Annotated in this window: 17 protein-coding genes and 1 riboswitch; of the genes, 8 read left to right on the forward strand and 9 right to left on the reverse strand. The window is 72.2% G+C overall.

Translation table 11 applies throughout. The annotated features are described in order from the left end of the window. Positions 1 to 419 precede the first annotated feature (419 nt). Positions 420 to 833: a coenzyme B12-dependent isobutyryl CoA mutase small subunit gene (gene icmB / locus ABD347_RS27535; protein ID WP_344366261.1), complete on the reverse strand. Its 414-nt coding sequence runs from the start codon at positions 831 to 833 to the stop codon at positions 420 to 422. Between the two features lie 301 nt (positions 834 to 1,134). On the opposite strand from icmB, the gene ABD347_RS27540 reads away from it, so the two are divergent. Further along, positions 1,135 to 1,965: an esterase/lipase family protein gene (locus tag ABD347_RS27540; protein ID WP_344366262.1), complete on the forward strand. Its 831-nt coding sequence runs from the start codon at positions 1,135 to 1,137 to the stop codon at positions 1,963 to 1,965. 228 nt (positions 1,966 to 2,193) lie between these two features. Then, positions 2,194 to 3,657: a peptidoglycan DD-metalloendopeptidase family protein gene (locus tag ABD347_RS27545; RefSeq protein WP_344366263.1), complete on the forward strand. Its 1,464-nt coding sequence runs from the start codon at positions 2,194 to 2,196 to the stop codon at positions 3,655 to 3,657. A gap of 3 nt (positions 3,658 to 3,660) precedes the next feature. Here the strand turns inward: ABD347_RS27545 and pcrA are convergent, their stop codons facing one another. Beyond that, positions 3,661 to 6,156 carry a DNA helicase PcrA gene (pcrA, locus tag ABD347_RS27550; protein WP_344366265.1) on the reverse strand — a complete coding sequence of 832 codons (2,496 nt, stop codon included), beginning with the start codon at positions 6,154 to 6,156 and terminating at the stop codon, positions 3,661 to 3,663. A 210-nt stretch (positions 6,157 to 6,366) separates the two neighbouring features. Then, positions 6,367 to 6,533: riboswitch (cyclic di-AMP (ydaO/yuaA leader) on the forward strand. On the opposite strand from pcrA, the gene ABD347_RS27555 reads away from it, so the two are divergent. Continuing rightward, positions 6,532 to 7,776 (forward strand): NlpC/P60 family protein, encoded by a 1,245-nt coding sequence (locus tag ABD347_RS27555; RefSeq protein WP_344366266.1) that lies wholly within the window; start codon positions 6,532 to 6,534, stop codon positions 7,774 to 7,776. It overlaps the preceding riboswitch by 2 nt. 237 nt (positions 7,777 to 8,013) lie before the next feature. On the opposite strand, the gene ABD347_RS27560 is transcribed toward ABD347_RS27555, so the two are convergent. After that, a complete protein-coding gene (locus ABD347_RS27560; RefSeq protein ID WP_344366268.1) occupies positions 8,014 to 8,367 on the reverse strand; it encodes a hypothetical protein in 354 nt (117 codons plus the stop codon). Positions 8,368 to 8,598: 231 nt separating this feature from the next. Here ABD347_RS27560 and ABD347_RS27565 point away from each other — a divergent pair, with 231 nt between their 5' ends. Then, entirely contained in the window at positions 8,599 to 9,660 is a 1,062-nt protein-coding gene (locus ABD347_RS27565; protein WP_344366270.1) for a C40 family peptidase, read from the forward strand. Between the two features lie 65 nt (positions 9,661 to 9,725). On the opposite strand, the gene ABD347_RS27570 is transcribed toward ABD347_RS27565, so the two are convergent. From ABD347_RS27570 to ABD347_RS27580, 3 genes are all read right to left on the reverse strand, one after another. Next, positions 9,726 to 11,117, reverse strand: a complete 1,392-nt coding sequence (locus tag ABD347_RS27570) for an alpha/beta hydrolase (RefSeq protein ID WP_344366271.1) — start codon at positions 11,115 to 11,117, stop codon at positions 9,726 to 9,728. Between the two features lie 198 nt (positions 11,118 to 11,315). Beyond that, positions 11,316 to 12,011 carry a LuxR C-terminal-related transcriptional regulator gene (locus tag ABD347_RS27575; protein WP_344366273.1) on the reverse strand — a complete coding sequence of 232 codons (696 nt, stop codon included), beginning with the start codon at positions 12,009 to 12,011 and terminating at the stop codon, positions 11,316 to 11,318. Beyond that, a complete protein-coding gene (locus ABD347_RS27580; RefSeq protein WP_344366275.1) occupies positions 12,008 to 13,279 on the reverse strand; it encodes a PspC domain-containing protein in 1,272 nt (423 codons plus the stop codon). The genes ABD347_RS27575 and ABD347_RS27580 overlap by 4 nt, the downstream gene beginning before the upstream one ends. A 150-nt stretch (positions 13,280 to 13,429) precedes the next feature. Here ABD347_RS27580 and ABD347_RS27585 point away from each other — a divergent pair, with 150 nt between their 5' ends. After that, positions 13,430 to 14,734 (forward strand): PspC domain-containing protein, encoded by a 1,305-nt coding sequence (locus ABD347_RS27585; protein WP_344366277.1) that lies wholly within the window; start codon positions 13,430 to 13,432, stop codon positions 14,732 to 14,734. A 180-nt stretch (positions 14,735 to 14,914) separates the two neighbouring features. Here ABD347_RS27585 and ABD347_RS27590 read toward each other — a convergent pair whose 3' ends face one another. Further along, positions 14,915 to 15,433, reverse strand: coding sequence for a DoxX family membrane protein (locus tag ABD347_RS27590; protein ID WP_344366278.1), 519 nt, complete (start codon positions 15,431 to 15,433; stop codon positions 14,915 to 14,917). Positions 15,434 to 15,697: 264 nt separating this feature from the next. Here ABD347_RS27590 and ABD347_RS27595 point away from each other — a divergent pair, with 264 nt between their 5' ends. Beyond that, positions 15,698 to 16,162: a cupin domain-containing protein gene (locus ABD347_RS27595; protein ID WP_344366280.1), complete on the forward strand. Its 465-nt coding sequence runs from the start codon at positions 15,698 to 15,700 to the stop codon at positions 16,160 to 16,162. Between the two features lie 117 nt (positions 16,163 to 16,279). Here ABD347_RS27595 and guaA read toward each other — a convergent pair whose 3' ends face one another. Beyond that, entirely contained in the window at positions 16,280 to 17,863 is a 1,584-nt protein-coding gene (guaA, locus tag ABD347_RS27600; protein WP_344366281.1) for a glutamine-hydrolyzing GMP synthase, read from the reverse strand. Between the two features lie 306 nt (positions 17,864 to 18,169). Here guaA and ABD347_RS27605 point away from each other — a divergent pair, with 306 nt between their 5' ends. Both ABD347_RS27605 and ABD347_RS27610 read left to right on the forward strand, forming a co-directional pair. Next, complete coding sequence (locus ABD347_RS27605) at positions 18,170 to 18,457, forward strand: chorismate mutase (protein WP_344366283.1); 288 nt, start codon at positions 18,170 to 18,172, stop codon at positions 18,455 to 18,457. 743 nt (positions 18,458 to 19,200) lie between these two features. After that, the gene (locus ABD347_RS27610) at positions 19,201 to 20,334 is read left to right on the forward strand and encodes an LPXTG cell wall anchor domain-containing protein (RefSeq protein ID WP_344366284.1); all 1,134 of its coding nucleotides are present in this window, start codon (positions 19,201 to 19,203) and stop codon (positions 20,332 to 20,334) included. Positions 20,335 to 20,435: 101 nt separating this feature from the next. Here the strand turns inward: ABD347_RS27610 and ABD347_RS27615 are convergent, their stop codons facing one another. Beyond that, complete coding sequence (locus ABD347_RS27615; RefSeq protein WP_344366286.1) at positions 20,436 to 22,244, reverse strand: GMC oxidoreductase; 1,809 nt, start codon at positions 22,242 to 22,244, stop codon at positions 20,436 to 20,438. Between the last annotated feature and the right edge of the window lie 25 nt (positions 22,245 to 22,269).

Consider the following 22,269-nt stretch of genomic DNA (forward strand, 5'->3'; position numbering starts at 1 on the left):
CCGCGGCGCGCCGCGAAGGGCGGCACCCGCAGGGCGGCCGACCCGGCACGGCACCCGCCCGGGTGTCGGCACAGCACCCGCACGGCACGCACGGTACCCGCCGTCCATCGGCGCGGATCGCGCCGGGACACCCGACCCGCCACCGGCCCGCACGAGCACCTCAACCGCACGGGCACAGCACCCGCCGGACTCGCGCTGAGCGCCCGCCGGGCACCCGTTGAGCGCCCGCACGCACCGCACGGCACCCGCCCGGGTGTCGGCACAGCACCCGCACGGCACGCACGGCACCCGCCGGGCGCCCGCTGAGCGCCCACCGTGCACCGGCACACAGGACGCACACGGCACCCGCTGAACGCCCGCACCGCACCGGCACAGCGCCCGCCGGGCACCGGCACGGCACCCGTGGGGCACCCGCCGGGTTACGCCTCGGCGGAGACGCGGACGTGGGCGTTGACCCAGTCCACGATCGACGCCGTCGTCGCGCCGGGCGTGAAGATCTCCGCCACGCCCTTCTCCTTCAGCGGCGGGATGTCCGCGTCCGGGATGATCCCGCCACCGAACACCTTGATGTCCTCCGCGTCGCGCTCCTTCAGCAGCTCGAGCACCTTCGCGAACAACGTGTTGTGGGCGCCCGAGAGGATCGACAGACCGATCGCGTCCGCGTCCTCCTGGATCGCCGTGTCGACGATCTGTTCCGGCGTCTGGTGAAGGCCGGTGTAGATGACCTCCATACCGGCATCACGCAGCGCCCGCGCGATCACCTTCGCGCCGCGATCGTGGCCGTCGAGACCCGGCTTGGCCACCACCACGCGGATCGGACCGGTCACACCCATCACTGCCTCCACATGCGTCCCCCGTACCTGTATGCCGGGGAGGTGAACGAACGTTATCGACAGCATCCCGCAACCGGCCGTTTCGCGGTGGACAGGGAGGGGGAAATCACACGTGGAACATGTTCGCTACGCGTCGCACCCGCATCGGGAACCCCGTCGGCCCCGGAGAAACCGGGACGATCGCTTCGGGAGCCGTGCCGAGGACGTGATGTCACCGTGCCGCCGCCGGCCGCACGGCGCGGCGGCGGCGCGACCGCCTCGCACCCCACTCCGGGACGGCACCCGAGTTCGGAGGTCGGCCGTGAAGGTCCTGTCGCCATGGAAGCTGCTGCCCTTCTTCCCATTACAGCTGTCCGCCGCCCTGTGCAAGGCCACCGCCCTGGAGCTCGCGATCCTGGCCGGCCACCTGATCCTCTACCCCACCGGCATCGCACCGGAACGGCGTCCGGCCCCCGTCGGCGCCCCGACGCCCCCGTCGCCGCCCTGCGGCACCCCGGCACCTCCGCCCACCGTGCTGCTGCACGGCTTCGTGGACAACCGCTCCGTCTTCGTACTGCTGCGAAGGTCCCTCGTCCGGCACGGCCGCCACCATGTGGAGTCACTCAACCACTCGCTGCTGACCTGCGACATCCGAGCCGCCGCCGAACTGCTCCGCCGCCACGTCGAGGAGATCTGCGACCGCACCGGACACCGCGAGGTCGACATCGTCGGGCACAGCCTCGGTGGCCTGATAGCCCGCTACTACGTCCAGCGGCTCGGTGGTGACCGCCGCGTACGCACCCTGGTCACCCTCGGAACGCCGCACTCGGGGACGACCGTCGCACCGCTCGCCGGCGCGCACCCACTCATCCGCCAGATGCGTCCCGGCTCGTCCGTACTGCGGGAACTGAGCGAGCCCGCGCCCGGTTGCCGTACCCGCTTCGTGGGTTTCTGGAGCGATCTGGACCAGTGGATGGTCCCCGTGGAGACGGCACGCATCGAGCATCCGGACCTGATCACGCGGAACGTACGCGTCACCGGAATCGGCCATCTCGCGCTGCCCGTGCACCCCGCGATCGCGGCCGGCGTCGTCCAGGCCCTGGAGTCGGACGGGACAGCCGCCGGAACATCCGATTCCGCGTCCGTGGCCTGAGCCGACCGGGCCACCTGTCGAACACTTCTCGAACATAGGGCCAAGGCTCTGCCTGCACTCCGCCGAAAGGCGGCCGAATGCCCGTTTCCCCCGGGGCTAAAACCCACGGAAGATTGTCGGTTGCGCGTACCGCCGGGTACAGTCGCGCCCACTGCTTTCCCCTCTGGGGCCCCTTTCACCGGGGGCCACCCCAGACCTGGTCCTGCTGCCGAGGCGAGAGAGACGTTGGTGAACGACCAGCCCCCCCACGCCGGGTACGTCGGAGACGACGCGTATTCCACGGGCAGCCTTGAGTCCGGCGGCCAGGAAACCGGCAGCTTCGCCACCGATCCTCTCTTCGGCGCCCTCCCCGGCACCTACGGGAACGCCTACGAGACGGCTTACGGCAACGGAAGCAGCGGCGGCACCAGCGGTCACCACACGGATCACAGCGGTCAGTACGACGGCACCCAGTGGTCCACCGCCACCCAGCAGTGGACCACCACGGACACCACCGGCTACGACACGCACTCCGGGCAGACCGGACAGTGGGACACCGCCGCGTGGACCGGAGCGGGCACGTACGACGCGACCGGCCAGTGGAACGTGGCCGCCACCACCTTCGAGACGGCCGCTTTCGAGACGGCCACCTTCGAGACGGCCGCCTTCGACACCGGCGCCTACGACGCCACCGCCTGGAACCACGCCGCCGCGCCGACCGAGACGTTCACCGTCCCCGAGCAGTACGACTACGCGGCCGCCGACCAGCCGCCCGCGCCGGAGCAGCACACCGAACCGCACACGGAGCCCCAGGGGGCGCCCGAGTCCGCGGCCGAACCGGAAGCGGCGTACGAACCCCAGCCCGAGCCCGAGGGTCTGCACGACAGCCTCACCGAAACGGCGATCGCCCCCGTCATCCCCCGCCCCACCCGCCGCGCGGGAGCGGGCGGTGGCGGCAGCCGCGGCCGGCGCCGTACCCCCGCCAAGCGTTCCGCTCTCCTCACCGTCGCCATGCCCTCGGCCTGCGTCATGGGCGTCGCCGGTATCGCGGCCGCCTCGGTCAGCGGCCTCACGGGCAGCGGCTCCGCCGAGGCGAAGTCCGAAGAGAAGGCGGTGACCGCCGCCGACGCGGCCTCGGTGCACCCGGTCGTCGCCAACAGCGAACTCGACACCCAGCTGGCCGCCCTCAGCGCCGACGCCCGCGACTTCGGCGACCGCGCCAGCCGCACCCAGGAGCGCATCGACCTCAAGGCGCGCCAGGAGGCGGAGCGCAAGAAGCGCGAGGAGGAGGCGGCCCGCCGTGAGGCGCTGCGCCCCAAGTTCGCCCTCCCCGTCGCCCTGCACCAGCTCAGCGCGCGGTACGGGCAGGCGGGCGTCAACTGGATGTCCCTGCACACCGGTATCGACTTCCCCGTCCAGTACGGAACCCCGGTGATGGCCGCGACCGACGGCACCGTACGCACCCAGTGGAACAGCGCGTACGGGAACATGGCGATCGTGACCGCCAAGGACGGCACGGAGACCTGGTACTGCCACCTCAGCAGCACCAAGATCCGCTCCGGCGAGGTCAAGGCCGGTGAGGTGATCGCGTACTCTGGCAACTCGGGCAACTCCACCGGACCGCACCTGCACTTCGAGGTACGGCCCGGCGGCGGCGCCGCGATCGACCCGCTGCCGTGGCTGCGCAGCCACGGCCTCGACCCGACCTCCTAGCCGCTACAGCTTCTCGACCGGCGCGTACCGCAGCAGGAGCCGCTTCGGCTTCTCGTCCCCGAAGTCGATCGTCGCCTGCGCGTCCGCGCCCACACCCGTCACCGCCATCACCGTGCCGAGCCCGAACTGGTCGTGCGTCACCCGGTCACCGACCGCCAGCGAGATCACCGGCTTGTCCGTGGCACGCCGGGTGGCGAAGCCCGACGGGCCGCCGGAACGCGACCGGGACGACAGCGACGAGGACAGCGACGACGCGATCCCGGACGTCGGCCCGGCGGGCTTGGCCATCGCACCCGTGCGCCTCCACTCCAGGTACGCGCCCGGGATCTCCTCCAGGAACCGCGACGGCGGGTTGTACGAGGGCTGCCCCCACGCGCTGCGCATCGTCGACCGCGTCAGGTAGAGCCGCTCGCGGGCGCGTGTGATGCCCACGTACGCCAGGCGCCGCTCCTCCTCCAGTTCCTTGGTCTGGCCGAGGGCGCGCATGTGGGGGAAGACACCGTCCTCCATGCCCGTCAGGAACACCACGGGGAACTCCAGGCCCTTGGCCGTGTGCAGCGTCATCAGCGTGATGACGCCGGAGCCCTCGTCGTCCTCGTCCGGGATCTGGTCGGAGTCGGCGACGAGCGCCACCTGCTCGAGGAACTCGGCCAGGGTGCCGGGCTCCTCGCCCCGCTCCTGCTCGAACTCGAGGGCGACCGCGGCGAGTTCCTGGAGGTTCTCGATCCGGGTCTCGTCCTGCGGGTCGGTGGAGGCCTGGAGTTCCGCGAGGTATCCCGTCCGCTCCAGCACGGCCTCGAGGACCACCGCGGGACCGGCACCCGAGTCCACGATGGTGCGCAGCTCCTCCATCAGCGTGTTGAACCGCTTCACGGCGTTCGCCGACCGGGCCGCCATGCCGTACGCCTCGTCGACCCGGCGCAGCGCCTGCGGGAAGGTGATCCTCTCGCGCAGCGCCAGCGCGTCGATCATCGCCTCGGCGCGGTCACCGATGCCCCGCTTGGGGACGTTGAGGATGCGGCGCAGCGGGACGTTGTCCTCGGGGTTGGCGAGCACGCGCAGGTACGCGAGGACGTCGCGGACCTCCTTGCGCTCGTAGAAGCGGACGCCGCCGACGACCTTGTACGGGAGGCCGACGCGGATGAGGATCTCCTCGAAGACACGGGACTGGGCGTTCGTCCGGTAGAAGACGGCGACGTCGCCGGCCTTGGCCTCGCCCGCGTCCGTCAGCCGGTCGATCTCGTCGGCGACGAACTGTGCCTCGTCGTGCTCGGTGTCCGCGACGTACCCGATGATCCGGGCGCCCTCACCGGCGTTCGTCCACAGGTTCTTGGGACGGCGGCTCTCGTTGCGCTCGATGACCGCGTTGGCGGCGGACAGGATGGTCTGCGTGGAGCGGTAGTTCTGCTCCAGCAGGATGGTGGTCGCGTCCGGGTAGTCCTCCTCGAACTGGAGGATGTTGCGGATCGTCGCGCCGCGGAAGGCGTAGATCGACTGGTCGGCGTCACCGACGACGCACAGCTCGGCCGGGTCCAGGTCCTCGTATCCGGTCCCCACCAGCTCGCGGACCAGGGTGTACTGCGCGTGATTGGTGTCCTGGTACTCGTCGACGAGTACGTGCCGGAAACGGCGGCGGTAGTGCTCGGCGACATCGGGGAACGCCTGGAGCAGGTGGACCGTCGTCATGATGATGTCGTCGAAGTCCAGGGCGTTGGCCTCGCGCAGCCGTGCCTGGTACATCCGGTAGGCCTCGGCGAGGGTCTTCTCGAACCCTCCCCCTACGCCTTCGGCGTGGGAGGTGCCCCCATCGGCCTGGTCGGCGAAGGTCTCCTCGTCGATCAGCTCGTTCTTCAGGTTCGAGATCTTGGCGCTGAACGACTTCGGCGGGAACTTCTTCGGGTCCAGGTCCAGGTCGCGGCAGACCAGGGCCATCAGCCGCTTGGAGTCGGCCGCGTCGTAGATCGAGAAGGACGAGGTGAAGCCGAGCTTCTTCGACTCACGGCGCAGGATGCGGACACACGCGCTGTGGAAGGTCATGACCCACATGGCGTTGGCGCGCGGGCCGACGAGCTGCTCGACGCGCTCCTTCATCTCGCCGGCTGCCTTGTTGGTGAAGGTGATCGCCAGTATCTGGCCGGGGTGGACGTGGCGCGTCGCCAGCAGGTGGGCGATGCGGTGGGTCAGCACCCGGGTCTTGCCCGATCCGGCTCCGGCGACGATGAGCAGCGGCGAGCCGGTGTGCGCCACGGCGGCGCGCTGCTGGTCGTTGAGCCCCTCCAGCAGCGCGGCGGGGTCCACGACGGTGCGCGGGGCGCCGTCGCGGTGGTAGGCGTCGCGGGCCGGGGGCACGTCGAAGCGGTCGCCGAAGAGGTCGTGCGGGACCTCCTCCGCGGCCGGGGCGTCCCCGGGGCCGTCGGAGTCCTCGGGCGGCGGCGGGGGCTCGTCGGAGGCGTGGTTCCGGAGGTCCGCCAGGAAGCTGTCGTCAAAGAGGCTGCTCATCGCCTATCGAGTCTAGGCCGCCCCACTGACAGCCGTGGACGAACCGGAAACAGGTCCGACTCATCACCCTCCGTACCGATTCGACGACATCACGCCAAGGTCACGAATACGTATCGGGCATATCGAACATCATCCTTCACAGCACCACCACAGGTTGGCTAGCGTGCTCGCCCAAGCGGTCCGTTCTCTCATCGGCGAACCACGCCAGTCGGATCGCCCACGCCGAATTCGTGCTGCCTCCGCGGCAGTCCGGAACCGGGGACCCACACGTACGACCGAGGTGAATCGGCCCGCAGCCCCTCGGGCACGGCCGTAGGGCACCTTCCGTTCCGCCCGAACCTGACAGCTGACCCGGTAGGCGGTCCACGGAAGGAGATGCCGGCCTTGGCGTCGCATCGCAAGCCGCGCGCATCGCGCACCTTGCAGACCCTGCATGCCCACTCCCCCGCCGTCGGGGTCACGACGGCCGCCGCCCTGGCCTCGGTCACGCTCCTGTCGTCACAGAGCGCGACCGCCGCGCCCGGCGCGGCGGGCGACCCGGAGCGCAAGCCGACGGTCGAGGAGGTACAGAGAAAGGTCGACGACCTCTACCGGCAGGCGGGCACGGCGACGCGGCAGTACGGCAGCACCAAGCAGACCAAGCAGACCGAGCGGGCCGAGCGGGCCGAGCGGGCGGGGCGGGCCGAGCGGGCCGAGCGGGCGGGGCGGGCCGGGTGGGCCGGGCGGGCAGCGCAGGCCGGGCAGACGGCGCAGGCCGGGGAAGAGCGGTGGCGCGAGGCCGGCGGGACGCGCGACGACGCCACCCGGCGTACGGAGGCGCCGCACGATTCGCGCCACACCCCGGGGCCCCACGCGGCCCCCCAGCACCGCTCCGGCGGCCGGGCCCCGGCCACGTCACCTGCCTTCCCGGACATGCCCCGGGCGTTCGTGGAACAGGCGCAGCCGGTGGACCGGCTCACCGACCGGCGGCACGAGTCACTCACCGGCTCGCCGGCACAGCAGCCCCACACCGCGCACCAGCGGGCGGAGGCCACGCGGCAGCCGCCGGAGTCACTCAGCGCCTCGCAGGCCTCCCTCCGCGCCACCAAGCAGGCCGTGCAGCGCAAGCTCGGCGACGCCCGGGCGCTGCTTGCGCTGCTCACGGCCGGGGAGCGGGCGCGGGCGGAGGCGGGGGCGGCAGAGGTCCCCGAGCGCCACGAGCAGTGGCGGGAGCAGCCGCAGCAGCCGCACACGCAGATGCAGGCGCAGGCGGACGACGAGAGCGGTCACACCGCCAAGGCCCGCGAGGTCGTCGCCTTCGCCGAGGCCCAGACGGGCAAGCCGTACGTGTGGGGCGCCACCGGCCCGAGCTCGTACGACTGCTCCGGGCTCACCCAGGCCGCGTGGCGGGCGGCGGGGGTCGACCTCCCCCGTACCACGTGGGAGCAGGCGCGGGCGGGGACCCGGGTCCGTACGGAGGACCTGCGCCCCGGCGACCTGGTGTTCTTCCACGACGACATCAGCCACGTGGGCATCTGCAAGGGCGGCGGGAAGATGATCCACGCGCCCGGGCCCGGGGAGGACGTCCGCGAGGAGTCCATCCACCACATGCCCATCCACAGCAGTGTGCGCCCGGCCTGACACGACCCGCCCGGCATGACGGGGCAACGCCCCTCAGCGCCTGCCCGAACCGGGCCTCGGCGTCGGGCCGGGCACCGCCCACCGGCACGGCGTTGCGAGCGACCGGCCGTCCGGTCGGCCGCGCCGAGGTCCGACGGGCCCGACGGGCCCGACGGGCACGGTGGTACCGGAGCGGGACGGGCCGCGGCGGGTGGCGGACTCCTGGACGAGGCCGCCGCCCGGGCGCCCGAGGGCCGGTCAGGTCCAGAGCGTGGCGATGAAGATGTTCACCACGGTCAGGCCGCCCACGGCTCCGAAGACCGCCTTGTCGACCCTTTCCTCGTCACGCTTGACGTAGACCAGGCCGAGGATGACGACCAGGATCGCCAGCTTCACACCGATCTTGACGTTGTTCACGGTCTGGTCGTCGGCCTGGTTGAGGCCGACCAGGGCGACTCCCGTGATCAGCATGAGCAGCGCGCCGTGCAGCATCGCGGGGCCGAAGCGCGCCGTACCCTCGCCCATCGCCTTCATCTGGGTCAGGAAGCCGCCCAGGAGGGCGGCGATACCGATGACGTGCAACGCGACGAAGACATTGATGAGTACGTCCATGGGGCGGAGCCTAACCGGGGCCATACCACCGGGCGCCGGTGAGGGTCGCCTCATCCGTCGCATCGGTCGCGGCCGATACGGAATGCGGGATTCCGAGAGCGTGTGCCTCTCCGAATCCGCTCCGGAACCCTCACCTGCGGTCAATAGCGGTCATGCCGCCGCCCGGCCGTTACCGCCGGGCTTAGCGTCCTGCCCCAGGCCCCACCCCGCCGAAGGGAAGTGACCGCCCTCGTGGCAGCGCACCGGAAACCCAAGCAGCACCCGCTGAACGGCCGCGTGGCCCTCACCCTGGCACTCGCCGGGGCGGCCACCGCCACCGTCTTCCAGGGTTCCGGGCACGCCGAACCCCACCGGAGCCCGGCCCAGGTCAAGGCGGAGGCCGACCGGCTGTACCGGGAGGCCGAGGAGGCCACCGAGAAGTACAACGGCGTCAAGGAGGAAGCCAAGAGGACCGAGGAGGAACTGGACTCCCTGCGCGACGAGGCCGCCCGCCGGACCGCCCGGCTCAACGCCGCCCGCGACGCGCTCGGCTCCGTGGCCTCCGCCCAGTACCGCGGCGGCGGCCTCGGTCCCGCCGCCCGGCTCGCGCTCTCCAGCGACCCGGACGCCTACCTCCGGGGGGCCGCCCTCGCGGACCGGGTCGGCGACCGGCACGCCACGGCCGTCGGTGCCGCCCGGAGCGAGGTCACCGAGCTCGCCCGGCTGCGCGCCGAGGCCGCCGGGCGGCTGCGCGACCTGACGGCCCGCCAGGCGGAGCTGTCCCGCCACAAGGCGGCCGTCCAGGACAGGCTGGCCGCCGCCGAGAAGCTCCTCGCCCGGCTCACCGCCGCCGAGCGCGCGGCGTACGACGGCGCCCCTTCCGGTACCGCGGCGCGGAGCGCCACCCCGCAGGGCGCCGCCCCGCGCGGTCCCGCCCCGCGGCGAGCCGCTGTCGGGGCCCCCAACCCGCGCGCCGCGCAAGCCGTCGCGTACGCGTACGGGGCCCTGGGCAAGCCGTACGTGTGGGGCGCCACCGGTCCGTCGGCCTTCGACTGCTCGGGGCTCACCCAGGCCGCCTGGCGCTCGGCGGGCGTGTCGCTGCCGCGCACGACGTACAGCCAGATCGACACCGGCCGGCGGGTGTCCCGGTCCGCCCTGGCCCCGGGCGACCTGGTGTTCTTCTACTCGGGCGTCAGCCACGTGGGCCTGTACATCGGCGACGGCAGGATGATCCACGCCCCGCGGCCCGGCGCCCCCGTACGCGTCGCGCCGATCGACGAGATGCCCTGGGCGGGCGCGACGCGCGTGGCGTGAGCGCGAGCGCCACGTACGCGGCCGGGAGCGCGGCCGGAGCGCCCGCCGCTCGGTCGCCCCGGTCGCTACGGGCGGCCGTCGACGGACAGGGGCTCCCGGCCCGACGCGGTCCCGGCCCCTTCGCCCAGGCTCACGCCCACGGCCGTCCCCGCACCGGCCCCCGGGTCCGCCCCCGGTCCCCGGCCCTGCTCATGGCCCCGCCCATGGTTTCTGCCGTCGTCCCGGCCCTCGTCCCGGCCCTCTCCACGGCCCCGGCCCGCCTCCGCGGCGGACGCGCCCGGTCCTGCGTCCTGCCCCGTGCCCGGCCCCCTGCCCGGCCCCGTGCCCGCGTCCCGCCCGGTTTCCGCCGCCTCGGCGCGGAACCGCTGCGTGAGCCACCGGAAGACCGACGGCACCTCCCGCACCCATGTGCTGGTGCGGTGACCGCCGTGGACCTGCTGGACGTCGATGCGCGTCGGCGCCCTGGACGCCTCCCGCAGCGCGACGCCCTGCTGGTAGCCGTCGCCCTCGTCACCGGTGAGGAGCAGGGTGACCCGGGGCGGCACCGGGGCGGCCCTGAGCATGTTGACCGGATTGTGCGCGTGCCGGAGGCCGGGGTCCTTGCCGGTGAGCGAGGACGGCTCGGCGGCCGGGTCGTTGTAGCCGGACATGCTGACGCCGAACCGGTAGCGGTCGGAATGGGCGATGGCCAGCTTCGTGGCGCAGTGGGCGCCCGACGAGAACCCGGCGAGCGCCCAGCCGTCGGCCGTGTCCGCGGCCCGGAAGTTGTCGATGACCATCTTGCGTACGTCGAAACTGAGCCAGGTGTCGGCGTTGATCCTGCCGGGCACGTTGGCGCAGCCGGTGTCGGTGTGGCCAAGGAGGTGGCTGCGGGGCGCGACCAGGATGAACGGCTCGACGGCGCCGTCGCGCATCAGCGGTTCCAGCTGCTGGTTGACGCGCATGCCGACGAACCAGGACTTCGGCGAGCCGGGGAACCCGGAGAGCAGTTCCACCACGGGGAACTTCCTGTCCCGGTGGGACGGGTCGTCGTACTGCGGTGGCAGCCAGACGTACACCTCGGCCCTCACCCCGGATATCCCGCCGTCGAGGACGGTCTTCCGGACGCCGGGGCCCATGGCGGGGTCGTCGACGGGGGTGAAGGTCTGCTTGACCCTCGGCAGGTCGGCGACGCTCCTGCCGCCCAGTCCGTCGGGGCCGAGGTCGATGGCGGAGTCGACGTGGTCGCTGGTGCCCAGAAGGTCGCCCCAGCTGTCGTAGAGGCCGTTGACGTTGTTGACCGCGACGAAGACGACGACGATCGCCGTGAGCTGCGCGAAGCCGACCATGCCCAACCGCGTCGCCGCCCGGACGACGGCGGGACCGCGAACGCGGCTCCACAGCGCCAGGGGCAGCAGGACGGCGACCACGGCCAGCACGACCGCGGTCACCAGGAAGGGGGTACCTGTCAGGCTCATCACGGGGAGTAGGAGGGGACGTTCGCCGTCCGGGTTGCCGCTCCTATGTACCGTTTAGCTCACACACAAGCAGCACACACACAAGCAGTACACACGGCCGGCTCGCACGGTCGGCTCGCACGGTCGGCTCACCCACAGCCGGCTCGCCCGCGCCGGCTCACCCGCGATCCGGCCCGGCTTCCTCCACCGGCCCCTGGGTCACACCAGACGACGGGCCGTCGCCCAGCGGGTCAGCTCGTGGCGGTTGGAGAGCTGGAGCTTGCGCAGCACCGCCGAGACGTGCGACTCGACCGTCTTCACCGAGATGAACAACTGCTTGGCGATCTCCTTGTACGCGTAACCGCGCGCGATCAGCCGCAGTACCTCACGCTCCCGCTGGGTGAGCCGGTCCAGGTCCTCGTCGACCGGCGGGGCGTCCGTCGAGGCGAAGGCGTCCAGCACGAAGCCCGCCAGCCGGGGCGAGAACACGGCGTCGCCCTCCTGCACCCGGAAGACGGAGTCGACCAGGTCGGCCCCGGTGATCGTCTTGGTGACATACCCGCGCGCACCACCCCGGATGACGCCGATGACGTCCTCGGCGGCGTCCGAGACGGACAGCGCCAGGAACCGCACCGGGTTCTCGGGGGCCGTCAGCAGGCTCGCGCAGCGGCGCAGCACCTCCACCCCGCCGCCACCGGGCAGGTGGACGTCGAGGAGGACCACCTCGGGACGGGTCGCGGTGATCACGGCGACCGCCTGGTCGACGTCGGCGGCCTCGCCGACCACCTCGACGCCGGTCGTCTCGGTCCGGCCGATCTCGGCCTGCACCCCGGTACGGAACATCCGGTGGTCGTCCACCAGCACGACCCGTACCCGCCGCTCCGTGCCCGCCGCAGCCGTCGTGTCCTCGGTCATCCGTCCGCCCTCTCCATCTCCAGCTCCACCTCGGTGCCGTCGCCCGGCACCGACCGCAGCCGCGCGGTGCCGCCGTTGCGCTGCATCCGCCCGATGATCGATTCTCGTACGCCCATCCGGTCGGCGGGTACCGCGTCCAGGTCGAAGCCCGGCCCCCGGTCCCGTACGGACACGAAGACCGTACGGCCCTCCACCTCCGCGTACACCTGCACCGCCCCTCCCCCGCCACCGTACTTGGCGGCGTTGACCATGGCCTCGCGCGCGGCCTGCATCTGCGCGGCCAGCCCTTCGTCGAGCGGGCAGTCCCCCACGACCACGACCTCCAGGGGCACGCCGTGCTTGTCCTCGACCTCGGCGGCGGTTCTCTTGACGGCCTCCGCGAGGGTGTCCGGCTCCTGGTCCTCGTCCTTCCCGGTGCCCTCCGGCCGGTACAGCCAGTTGCGCAGTTCGCGTTCCTGCGCGCGGGCGAGCCGCCGGATCTCACCGGGCTCCTCGGCATGGCGCTGGATCAGGGTGAGCGTGTGCAGGACCGAGTCGTGCACATGGGCGGCGACCTCGGCCCGTTCCTGGGCGCGGATGCGCATGGTGCGCTCCTCGGAGAGATCCTGCGACATGCGTACCAGCCACGGTCCCGCAAGCAGGGCCATCCCCGCGAGGACGGCTATCGCGGCGGTGAGCGCGGTACCGAGCTGCGCCGCCGAGCCGCGCACCACCATGAAGACCGTCAGGCCCATGCCGACGAGCGCGACGCCGGCCAGGCCCCGCACGAGCTGGAAGAGCCGCCTGCGGCCGCCCGGCTCGGACCAACTGGCCCGCCGCGCGTTGTCCACCTGCCGCCACACCAGGACGACCCCGACACCCACGAGCAGCGTCGGCCACACATAACGGTTGGCGTCGCCGCCGAGGTCGACGCTGGTGACGAAACCGACCGCGCCGACGGTGAGCGCGATGAGCGCCACGACCTGGCCCTTGTCGGGTTTGCGGAGCCGGCGCCGCCCGTCGGGCGCGGTCGCGAACACGGAGCGCGGCCCCGAGCGCCCACCGACGCCGAGGGGGACGACGATCCAGAAGACGGCGTACACCAGCACGCCGAGGCCGTCGGCGACGAAGAGGGCCAGGAAGACCAGCCGCACCCAGATGACCGGGAGCCCGAGGTGCCCCGCCAGACCGCGTGCGACACCGCCGAGCATCCGCCCGTCGGCACTGCGGTAGAGCTTGCGCACGGGCGGGTCGTCGGTCGTCTCGGGCGGGCGGGCGGCGACTGGCATGCCACGATCGTCACACGCCGGCCGGCGCCGGACATCAGGGCCGCCCCTCATCCGACCCTGAGAAACCGCGATGCCCCGAAGGGCAATATCAGGGACGGTCCAGGGTCGCCGAAGGTGCCGGCGCGCCTCACGGGCCGTCACCATGGACGTATGACGCGTACGACCCCCGCTCCCGCCGAAACCGGTGGAGCACCGCCTCGTCCGCCGCTACGGCGCTCCACGCGCCGGAAGGTGGTGGCCGGGGTGTGCGGCGGGCTGGGACGGTACTACGACCTCGACCCGGTGATCTTCCGGGTCGTGGTCGGGGTGCTCTCCCTGACCGGAGGCCTCGGCCTGGTCTTCTACGGTTTCGCCTGGCTCCTCGTCACCGCGGACGGCGACGAGGAGAACGAGGCGCGGCGGCTGGTGTCGGGCCGGGTCGACGGCGCCTCGCTGATCGCACTGCTGATGGCTCTGGTCGGCTGCGGTCTGTTCCTGTCGATGCTGGGCAACGGAAGCACCGTCTCGTTCTCGCTGCTGCTGATCATCGCCGTCAGCGGGGCGGCCGTCTGGTCGCAGCGCCGTCGGCTGGTCGACGGCCCCGAGGCGGTGGCGGACCCCGTGACGGCGCACACGGTGGCGGAGGCGCCGCCGGAGACCAAGGCGCCGCCGCCGCCCGAGTCCCCGTCGTGGTGGCGCGAGCCGATCGTCAAGGACGGTACGTCGGGGCCGGTCCCGCTCGGTTACCTGTGGGGTCCGGAGGACGGCGTGGGGGTGGAGGACGCCCTGCTGCGGCGCCCCGCGAGGAGCGGCGGGGCGGGAGCGGCGGCCGTCGCCGGGCGGGGCCCGCGGTCCATCGGCGGGGTGGTCCTGCTGCTGGCCCTGGTGGCGGGCGGGCTCGGCACCGGCCTGTCCTGGGGGTCGCAGCCGCTCGGTGCGTGTCTGCAGATCGGGCTGGTGTCCGCGCTGGCGGTGTTCGCGCTCGGGCTCGTGACCGCTTCGTTCCTCGGGCGGACGGGCGTCGGCACGGTCTTCATGACGGTGGTCACGGCCGTGCTGCTGACGGGCGCGGCGCTGATACCCCGGCAGATCGGCACGGAGTGGATGCGGGCGGACTGGAGGCCGGCGACCACCGCGGACCTGCGTCCCCGGTACGAGCTGGACACCGGCGTCGGCACCCTGGACCTGTCCCGGCTGGCCGTCCCGGCGCAGGCCACGGCGCGCACCGCCGCCGAGGTCGGCGCGGGCCGTCTCCATGTGGTCGTACCGAGGAACGTGACCGTGCAGGTGCGCGCGGAGGTGGGGTTCGGAGACCTGCGCCTCCCGGCCGACCCGCCCGGCGACATCGACATCGCCCCGGACCGCGAGGCGACCCGCACGATCGCCCCGCCCAAGGGCACGTCCCCGGCGGGCACGCTCGACCTCACCCTGGAGGTCGCGCTCGGACAGGTGGAGGTCACCCGTGCCGCGTCCTGACGAGTACGGCGCGTGGCGCCACGGGTTCCGCCCGGGCCGGCTGGTCCTGGGCCTCACGGGCCTCGGCATCGCGGCGCTCTACGCGGGCGACGCGGCCGGCGCCTGGGGCACGCCCTGGTACGCGGCGCTGCCCCTGCTGAGCGCCGGGCTGGTGCTGGCGGGTGTCGCCGGCCGGCTCGGTCACCGCGCCCGGCGCCGGCGCGCCGCCAGGGCGGCGTCGAGCGACAGCAGCGGGGCGCCGGCCAGCACCAGCGGCAGCCACGCCATCAGATAGGGGAGATCGTTGCCGTAGTAGTAGGGGTCGGCCTGCCAGCTCACGGTGAGCCACAGGCTCAGCGAGATCAGCGCCCCGCCCAGCGCGGCGAGGCGCGCCAGCAGTCCCGCGAGGGTGCCGATCCCGACGGCCAGCTCGCCGAAGGCGATGCCGTACCCGAACCCTTCCGGGTTCTTCAGCGCCAGGTCGACGAGCCAGGGCAGGGCGGAGGAGTCCCGGACGGACCGCATCATCTCGCCGATCGACCCGGTCCCGGACGCCGCCATGAAGCGGTCGTCGGTGATCTTGTCGAGTCCGGCGTAGACGAAGGTGACCCCGAGGAAGACCCGCAGCGGCAGCAGCGCGTACCGTCCGGCGGTCGCCCTCCAGCCGGGCGGTTCACCCGCGTCCCCGTAGCGCGCTGTCGCCCGGTGGCTGTGCGTCATCGCCGGCCTGCCTCTCCACACGGCTGTTCCCGAAGCCGATTCTCCTCGGCATTCCCGCCCGGGGATACGCGACGGACGGCGCGCCGGTTCAGGAGCGGAGCGGAAGCGGGCCCCGTGCTGGGCCGGCCGCCCGCCACGCCGGTGGCTCGACGGGGACCGGCACAGGCGCCCCCGCCGCGCTCATGGCCGGAAAGATGCCGCCGGACACGGCAACGGACCGGGGTGAGCACACCCACGCGGGGCCGCTGGAGCACAATGCACCGCATGACGGACGACGACCGCACCCCGCCCTCCCCGCTGGTCGGTCTCCTCGAGCTGGAGCCCCACATCGAGGGCGGCTGGTTCCGGGAGACCTGGAAGACGACGGGCACGACCGCGCCGGACGGCTACCCCGGCCCCCGCACCTACGCGACCGGCATCTACTTCCTGCTCCATCCCGGTGAGCGGTCGCGCTGGCACCGCGTGCGCTCCGACGAGCTGTGGCTCTGGCACCGCGGCGGACCGCTCCGCCTCTCGCTGGGCGGCGGGGGCGACACCCCGTCCGAGCCCTGGGACCTGGTACTGGGCCCGTCCGTCGAGACCGGGGAGCAGCCCCAGCTCCTCGTCCCGGCCGGCACCTGGCAGGCGGCCGAACCCGCGGGTGACGAGCCGGTCCTGGTCACCTGCGTGGTCGCGCCGGGCTTCCACTACGACGACTTCACGCTCGAAGCCGCCGCCCACAGGAAGTAGGCGACGGCTTCGGTCGGCGCGGAGCGGGAACTTCCGAGCGGGGGCGCCCCCACCGGGGGTTCACCACCGGTGTCCCACCGCCCGGGGCCCACCGCTCGCGGGTTCACCACCCGGGGATCACTCCCACTCGATGGTGCCCGGCGGCTTCGACGTCACGTCGAGCACCACCCGGTTGACGTCCTTCACCTCGTTGGTGATCCGCGTCGAGATCTTCGCCAGCACGTCGTACGGCATCCGCGTCCAGTCCGCCGTCATCGCGTCCTCGGACGAGACGGGCCGCAGCACGATCGGGTGACCGTACGTACGCCCGTCACCCTGCACGCCCACCGACCGGACGTCGGCGAGCAGGACGACCGGGCACTGCCAGATGTCGCGGTCGAGTCCGGCGGCCGACAGTTCCTCGCGGGCGATCGCGTCGGCCTCGCGCAGCAGGTCCAGACGCTCCTTGGTGACCTCGCCGACGATACGGATACCGAGTCCGGGGCCCGGGAACGGCTGGCGCTGGACGATCTCCTCCGGCAGGCCCAGCTCCGCGCCGACCATCCGGACCTCGTCCTTGAACAGCTTGCGCAGCGGCTCGATCAGCTGGAACTCGAGGTCCTCGGGAAGCCCGCCCACGTTGTGGTGGGACTTGATGTTGGCCGTGCCCGTACCGCCGCCCGACTCGACGACGTCCGGGTAGAGGGTGCCCTGGACGAGGAACTCGACGGGGTGGTCGTCCGGCGCCTCGGCGACGATCTCGGCCTGGGCCTGCTCGAAGACCCGGATGAACTCACGGCCGATGATCTTCCGCTTCTCCTCGGGGTCGGAGACCCCGGCGAGCGCCTTCAGGAACCGGTCCTGCGCGTCGACGACCTTCAGCTGCACGCCGGTGGCGGCCACGAAGTCCTTCTCGACCTGCTCGGTCTCGCCCTTGCGCATCAGACCGTGGTCGACGTACACGCAGGTCAGCTGCGAGCCGATGGCCTTCTGCACGAGGGCGGCCGCCACCGCCGAGTCGACGCCGCCGGACAGACCGCAGATGGCGCGCTTCTCGCCGACCTGCGCGCGGATCGCCTCGACCTGCTCCTCGATGACGTTGCCGGTGGTCCAGTCGGGGCGCAGGCCGGCGCCGCGGTAGAGGAAGTGCTCCAGGATCTGCTGGCCGTGCGTGGAGTGCATCACCTCGGGGTGGTACTGCACGCCGTACAGCTTCTTCTCGTCGTTCTCGAACGCCGCGACCGGCACGACGTCCGTGGACGCGGTGACGGTGAACCCCTCCGGCGCGGCGGAGCAGGCGTCGCCGTGCGACATCCACACCGGCTGCTCGGCCGGGGTGCCCTCGAAGAGGGTGGAGGAGACCCTGCTGACGTGCAGGGGCGTACGGCCGTACTCGCGCGCGCCGGTGTTGTCGACGGTGCCGCCGAGGGTGGTGGCCATCAGCTGGAAGCCGTAGCACATGCCGAAGACCGGGACGCCGGCCTCGAAGAGCTCGCGGTCGAGCTGGGGGGCGCCCTCCTCGTACACGGAGGACGGGCCGCCGGAGAGGATGATCGCCTTGGGGTTCTTGGCCAGCATCTCGGCCACCGGCATGGTGGACGGGACGATCTCGCTGTAGACCCGGGCCTCACGGACGCGGCGGGCGATGAGCTGGGCGTACTGCGCGCCGAAGTCGACGACCAGTACGGCGTCGGGCGCGGCAGCGGGATTCGCTGATGACACTACGGCGGCCTTCCGGCGGGGAGGAGTCTGTATGTCGATTCTACCGGCGCGGCCGGGGGAGCCTTTGTCTCACCATCCGAACCCGCACCCGTCCCGCTCGGCCGATGGTCCATACTGGCCGCATGCGCAAGCTCTCGACCTTCGTCTTTACCTATGGCACCGGGCCCGTCCGGCTGCCATGGTCGTGCTGCTTGAGCAACTGACAAGCGACTTCCCCAGGCGCCCCGGGCCGACAAGGTCCGGGGCGCCTGTCGTTTCTCCGGATCTCGTCACCGCCCCGGGGCCCAGCACCAAAGGAGCCCCGCCATGACCGCAGTGCACACCGACCGGACCGGCGCCCGCACCGACGAGGCCGCGGACGTGATCACGGGCGCGCGTGAACGCATCGACGCGCTCGACGACCGGATCATCGGCCTCATCCAGGAACGTGTGGCCGTCTCGGCCGTCATCCAGGAGGCCCGCGTCTCCTCCGGCGGCCGGCGCGTGCACCTGGCGCGCGAGATGGAGGTGCTGGCCCACTACCGCGACGCCCTGGGCAGGCCGGGCACGTCGCTGGCGATGACGATGCTGGAACTGTGCCGCGGCCGCATCTGAGTTCGGGCGCGCTCTCACCCGTACGGCGCGTGACCGCTCCCGTACGGCTTCGTTGGTCCCGGTGTCCGTGTCAGCCAGGGGCGGGCCGAAGAAACCACGCGTGGCTCCGCTGGGGCGTGTGGCGTTCCCCGTGGGGTGCGCCGTGGGACCTCGCTCCAGCGCGCGTGACCGGACGGCAGGGGACAGCAGCCCGGTCACCCGAAAAGGCGGTCGGCTCCGGGGACGCCCGGAGCCGACCGCATCAGGTCCGAACGGTCGCCCGCCCACGGCCGGCCGGCACGATGCCCGACGCTTCCGGTCCCGCCCCCCACCCCGCACCTCGTACCTCGTACCTCGTACCTCGTACCGCCAAGGTCCGCACCACCGTCCAGGACCACTCCCACGACCACTGCCCAGCGGCGTTACCCCCCGGCGCCGCTTCCCCTCGGCCCCGGCGCTGCCCTGACGCCGGTGCCGACGGCCAAGGGCCCCGCGGAAGCGTTTCCGCGGGGCCCTTGTTCTGCTGCCCTGCGTGCCCTGCGTGCCCTGCGCGCCCCTCTGCAGCACGGGCGCGCGCGGAGAGGCACGGCGGAATGTGTGACGCAGCGCACATAAAGTTTTCGTCAGTTGGCGTACAACCATCCCCGCACGTCGCAGGTCATGCATGCGGAATCAACGGCCACACCCGTGACACCCCACACCGGGTCGGCCCACACGACACCGTGCCGCTCCAGGCGGCACGCCCGGACTTCACTGAGGTCTTCATGAAGCTTCGCCGCGCCATGGCGGTCGCCGCCGCGACCGCCGTCATAGCCCCTGCCGCCTTCCTGGCGGCTCCGGCCGCGTACGCGACGGACGGCACCACCAGCACGACCTCGACCTCCGGCGCCACGGGCGAGGCGGGGACCGGTACGGCCGACGACACCACGGCGACCGAAGAGGGCACCAAGACCGACGACGGTGCGGCCACCACGGAGGACGGCACCAAGACCGAGGACGGTTCGCAGACCGGCGACGGTGCGGCGTCCACCGAGGACGGCACCAAGACCGAGAACGACGCCACCACGGGCGAGGGCTCGAAGACCGAGGAGGACAAGGTCACGGGCGGCGCCGAGGGTGGCGCCGACAAGCCGGGCGCCGAGACCGGCAAGGACGAGGAAGGGGCCGGCAAGGAGGAGATCGTCGACGAGGAGATCGTCGACGAGGAGATCACGGAGGAGGAGGTCTGCAAGCAGGCCGCCGTCGACGTCTCGCTCTCCAACCTCCCCAGCAAGATCGTCGCGGGCAGCGGCTGGAAGAACTTCCAGCTGAACGTCAAGAACAACAGCGCGGAAGCCCTCGACGAGGTCGTCGTCGGCGCCTGGGCGTCCTACGCCAAGGACGTCGACGAGGAGGCCTACACCGACCGCCTGGTCGAGAAGTACGCCAAGATCGAGTACAAGAAGCCCAACGGCCAGTGGGAGAACGGCGCCAACCTCACCGGCCAGAGCATCGGCTTCTTCTTCGACGTCGTCAACCTGAAGAAGAACGAGAACCGCACCATCCAGCTGCGCATCTCGATCGACAAGGCCGCGCCCGCCGGCGCCGCCCTCGGCTTCGCCGCCACGGGCTACGACAAGAACGACGAGTGCTACGAGGACTACGCGGACTACGACTTCCAGGTCCTGGCCGCTGGCAGCGAAGGCGGTGACGGCGGCGAGGCCAAGCCGTCCGACGAGAAGCCGGCCGACCTGAAGCCGCAGGGCGGCTCGACCCCGATCAAGGTCGAGGGTGAGCTCGCCGAGACCGGTTCCTCCTCGATGCTGCCGACCATCGGTATCGCCGGTGGTATCGCCGTCGTCGCCGGTGCCGGTGTCGTCTTCGCGCTGAAGCGTCGTAACAGCGGTGCCACCGCGTAACACGCGTACCACCGCATAGAGCAAGAGAGGCGCTGCACTCGGAGGGGGGTGCAGCGCCTCTCTCGTGTCCGCTCCCGCGTTTCCGCCGCCGTGCTCTCCCCCTACCGCTTCGGCGGGACCACCGGCATGCCGAGGAACGGGAGCCTCAGGGCGCCGAAGGCGTGTGCCGGGACCGCGGGCGACGCGGGCGCGACCGGGGCGAGGCGCTGGTACGCCGCGCCCTGCGCCGGCCGCGGGTCCCGCTCGCCGTTGTTCGGCCAGAAGGACATGGCGCGCTCCGCCTGGGCGGTGATGGTGAGGGACGGGTTCACACCGAGGTTCGCCGAGACCGCCGCGCCGTCGACGACCGAGATGCCCGGGTGGCCGTGGAGGCGGTGGTACGGGTCGATGACGCCGTCCTCCGCCGTCGCTCCGATCACGCAGCCGCCCAGGAAGTGGGCGGTGAGCGGGGTGCCCACCAGTTCGCCGACGTTGGAGCCGGCGAAGCCGTTGATCTCCTCCGCCAGGAAACTCGCGGCCCGGGTGCCCTCGGCGATCTGCTTGGGGTTGGGGGCGCCGTGGCCCTGGCGGGCGGTGAGCAGGCCCTTCCCGACACCCGCGCGCTTGCGGTAGGTGGTCAGGGAGTTGTCCACGGACTGCATGACGAGCCCGATGATGGTCCGCTCCGACCAGCGGCGGTTGGACAGCGACCGCATGGTCAGCAGCGGGTGGCGGACCACGTTGCCGAGCCATGCCCTGACCCGGCGTTCGGCGTAGGGGACCTGGAGGATCGAGAGGGACCCCATGGCGTTGGAGCCCTTGCCGTAGCGGACCGGTTCGATGTGGGTGTTGGCGTCCGGGTGGATGGACGAGGTGATGGCGACGCCCTGGGTGAAGTCCACGCGCGCGTGACCGTGCCGCTTGCGGTAGCGGCGGTCGGTGGTCTGGGAGCCGACGAGCGCCTCGGAGTTGGTACGGGTCAGCTCGCCGAGGCGGTCGGAGACGCGGGGCAGTTTCCCCTCGTCCTTCATGCGGTGCAGCAGCGTCTGGGTGCCGTACGTGCCGGCCGCGACGACGACGTACCGGCAGCGCAGCGGCCGCGGGGCGGCCTTGCGGCGGCGGTGCGTGGGGACGGTCGAGACGACGTAACCCTCGCCCGAGGGGGCCTCGGTGATGGCGGTGACCGTGGTCATGGGGTGGATGACCGCCCCGGCCTTCTCGGCGAGGTACAGGTAGTTCTCGGTGAGGTTGTTCTTCGCGCCGTGCCGGCAGCCCGTCATGCACTCCCCGCACTCGGTGCACGCGCGGCGGGCCGGTCCCGCCCCGCCGAAGTACGGATCGTCGGCCTTCTCGCCCGGCCTGACCTTCGCCGAGCCGCCGGCGTCCTCGCCGTCCCCGAAGAAGACTCCGACCGGCGCGAGGTGGAACGTGTCGCCGACGCCCATCGCCTGGGCGGCCGCCTTGAGGTGGACGTCGGAGGGGGTCATCGTCGGGTTGAGCCGTACGCCCAGCATGCGCTTGGCCTGGTCGTAGTACGGGGCCAGCTCCTCCTGCCAGTCGGTGATCGACGCCCACTGCTTGTCCCGGAAGAACGGCTCCGGCGGTACGTAGAGGGTGTTGGCGTAGTTGAGGGAGCCGCCGCCCACCCCGGCGCCGGCCAGCACCATGACGTTGCCGAGGAGGTGGATGCGCTGGAGGCCGAAGAGTCCCAGGGCAGGGGCCCACAGGTAGTTCTTCACGTCCCAGGAGCTCTTGGGCAGGGTGCCGGGGGTGAAGCGGCGGCCCGCCTCCAGCACGCCGACCCGGTACCCCTTCTCCGTCAGGCGGAGGGCCGAGACCGAGCCGCCGAAGCCGGAGCCGACGACGATGACGTCATAGTCGTACGTACCGGGCGAACCGCCCTGGTGGCGGGCAGGGGGGACCTGGGGCATGGGCTCTCCTCGTACCGAAGTGGGG

It is taken from the genome of Streptomyces gobitricini (genome assembly GCF_039532985.1).
In the GTDB taxonomy this organism is placed as follows: domain Bacteria; phylum Actinomycetota; class Actinomycetes; order Streptomycetales; family Streptomycetaceae; genus Streptomyces; species Streptomyces gobitricini.

Excerpts from the sequence above, each read along its gene's own strand:
- ABD347_RS27595 (WP_344366280.1), top strand. The coding sequence starts at position 15,698 with ATGACGGACGACGACCGCACCCCGCCCTCCCCGCTGGTCGGTCTCCTC.
- ABD347_RS27560 (WP_344366268.1), bottom strand. The coding sequence starts at position 8,367 with ATGGACGTACTCATCAATGTCTTCGTCGCGTTGCACGTCATCGGTATC.
- ABD347_RS27590 (WP_344366278.1), bottom strand. The coding sequence starts at position 15,433 with ATGACGCACAGCCACCGGGCGACAGCGCGCTACGGGGACGCGGGTGAA.
- ABD347_RS27580 (WP_344366275.1), bottom strand. The coding sequence starts at position 13,279 with ATGCCAGTCGCCGCCCGCCCGCCCGAGACGACCGACGACCCGCCCGTG.
- ABD347_RS27605 (WP_344366283.1), top strand. The coding sequence starts at position 18,170 with ATGACCGCAGTGCACACCGACCGGACCGGCGCCCGCACCGACGAGGCC.
- ABD347_RS27555 (WP_344366266.1), top strand. The coding sequence starts at position 6,532 with ATGCCGGCCTTGGCGTCGCATCGCAAGCCGCGCGCATCGCGCACCTTG.
- ABD347_RS27575 (WP_344366273.1), bottom strand. The coding sequence starts at position 12,011 with ATGACCGAGGACACGACGGCTGCGGCGGGCACGGAGCGGCGGGTACGG.
- pcrA (WP_344366265.1), bottom strand. The coding sequence starts at position 6,156 with ATGAGCAGCCTCTTTGACGACAGCTTCCTGGCGGACCTCCGGAACCAC.
- ABD347_RS27610 (WP_344366284.1), top strand. The coding sequence starts at position 19,201 with ATGAAGCTTCGCCGCGCCATGGCGGTCGCCGCCGCGACCGCCGTCATA.
- ABD347_RS27615 (WP_344366286.1), bottom strand. The coding sequence starts at position 22,244 with ATGCCCCAGGTCCCCCCTGCCCGCCACCAGGGCGGTTCGCCCGGTACG.
- icmB (WP_344366261.1), bottom strand. The coding sequence starts at position 833 with ATGGGTGTGACCGGTCCGATCCGCGTGGTGGTGGCCAAGCCGGGTCTC.
- ABD347_RS27570 (WP_344366271.1), bottom strand. The coding sequence starts at position 11,117 with ATGAGCCTGACAGGTACCCCCTTCCTGGTGACCGCGGTCGTGCTGGCC.
- ABD347_RS27585 (WP_344366277.1), top strand. The coding sequence starts at position 13,430 with ATGACGCGTACGACCCCCGCTCCCGCCGAAACCGGTGGAGCACCGCCT.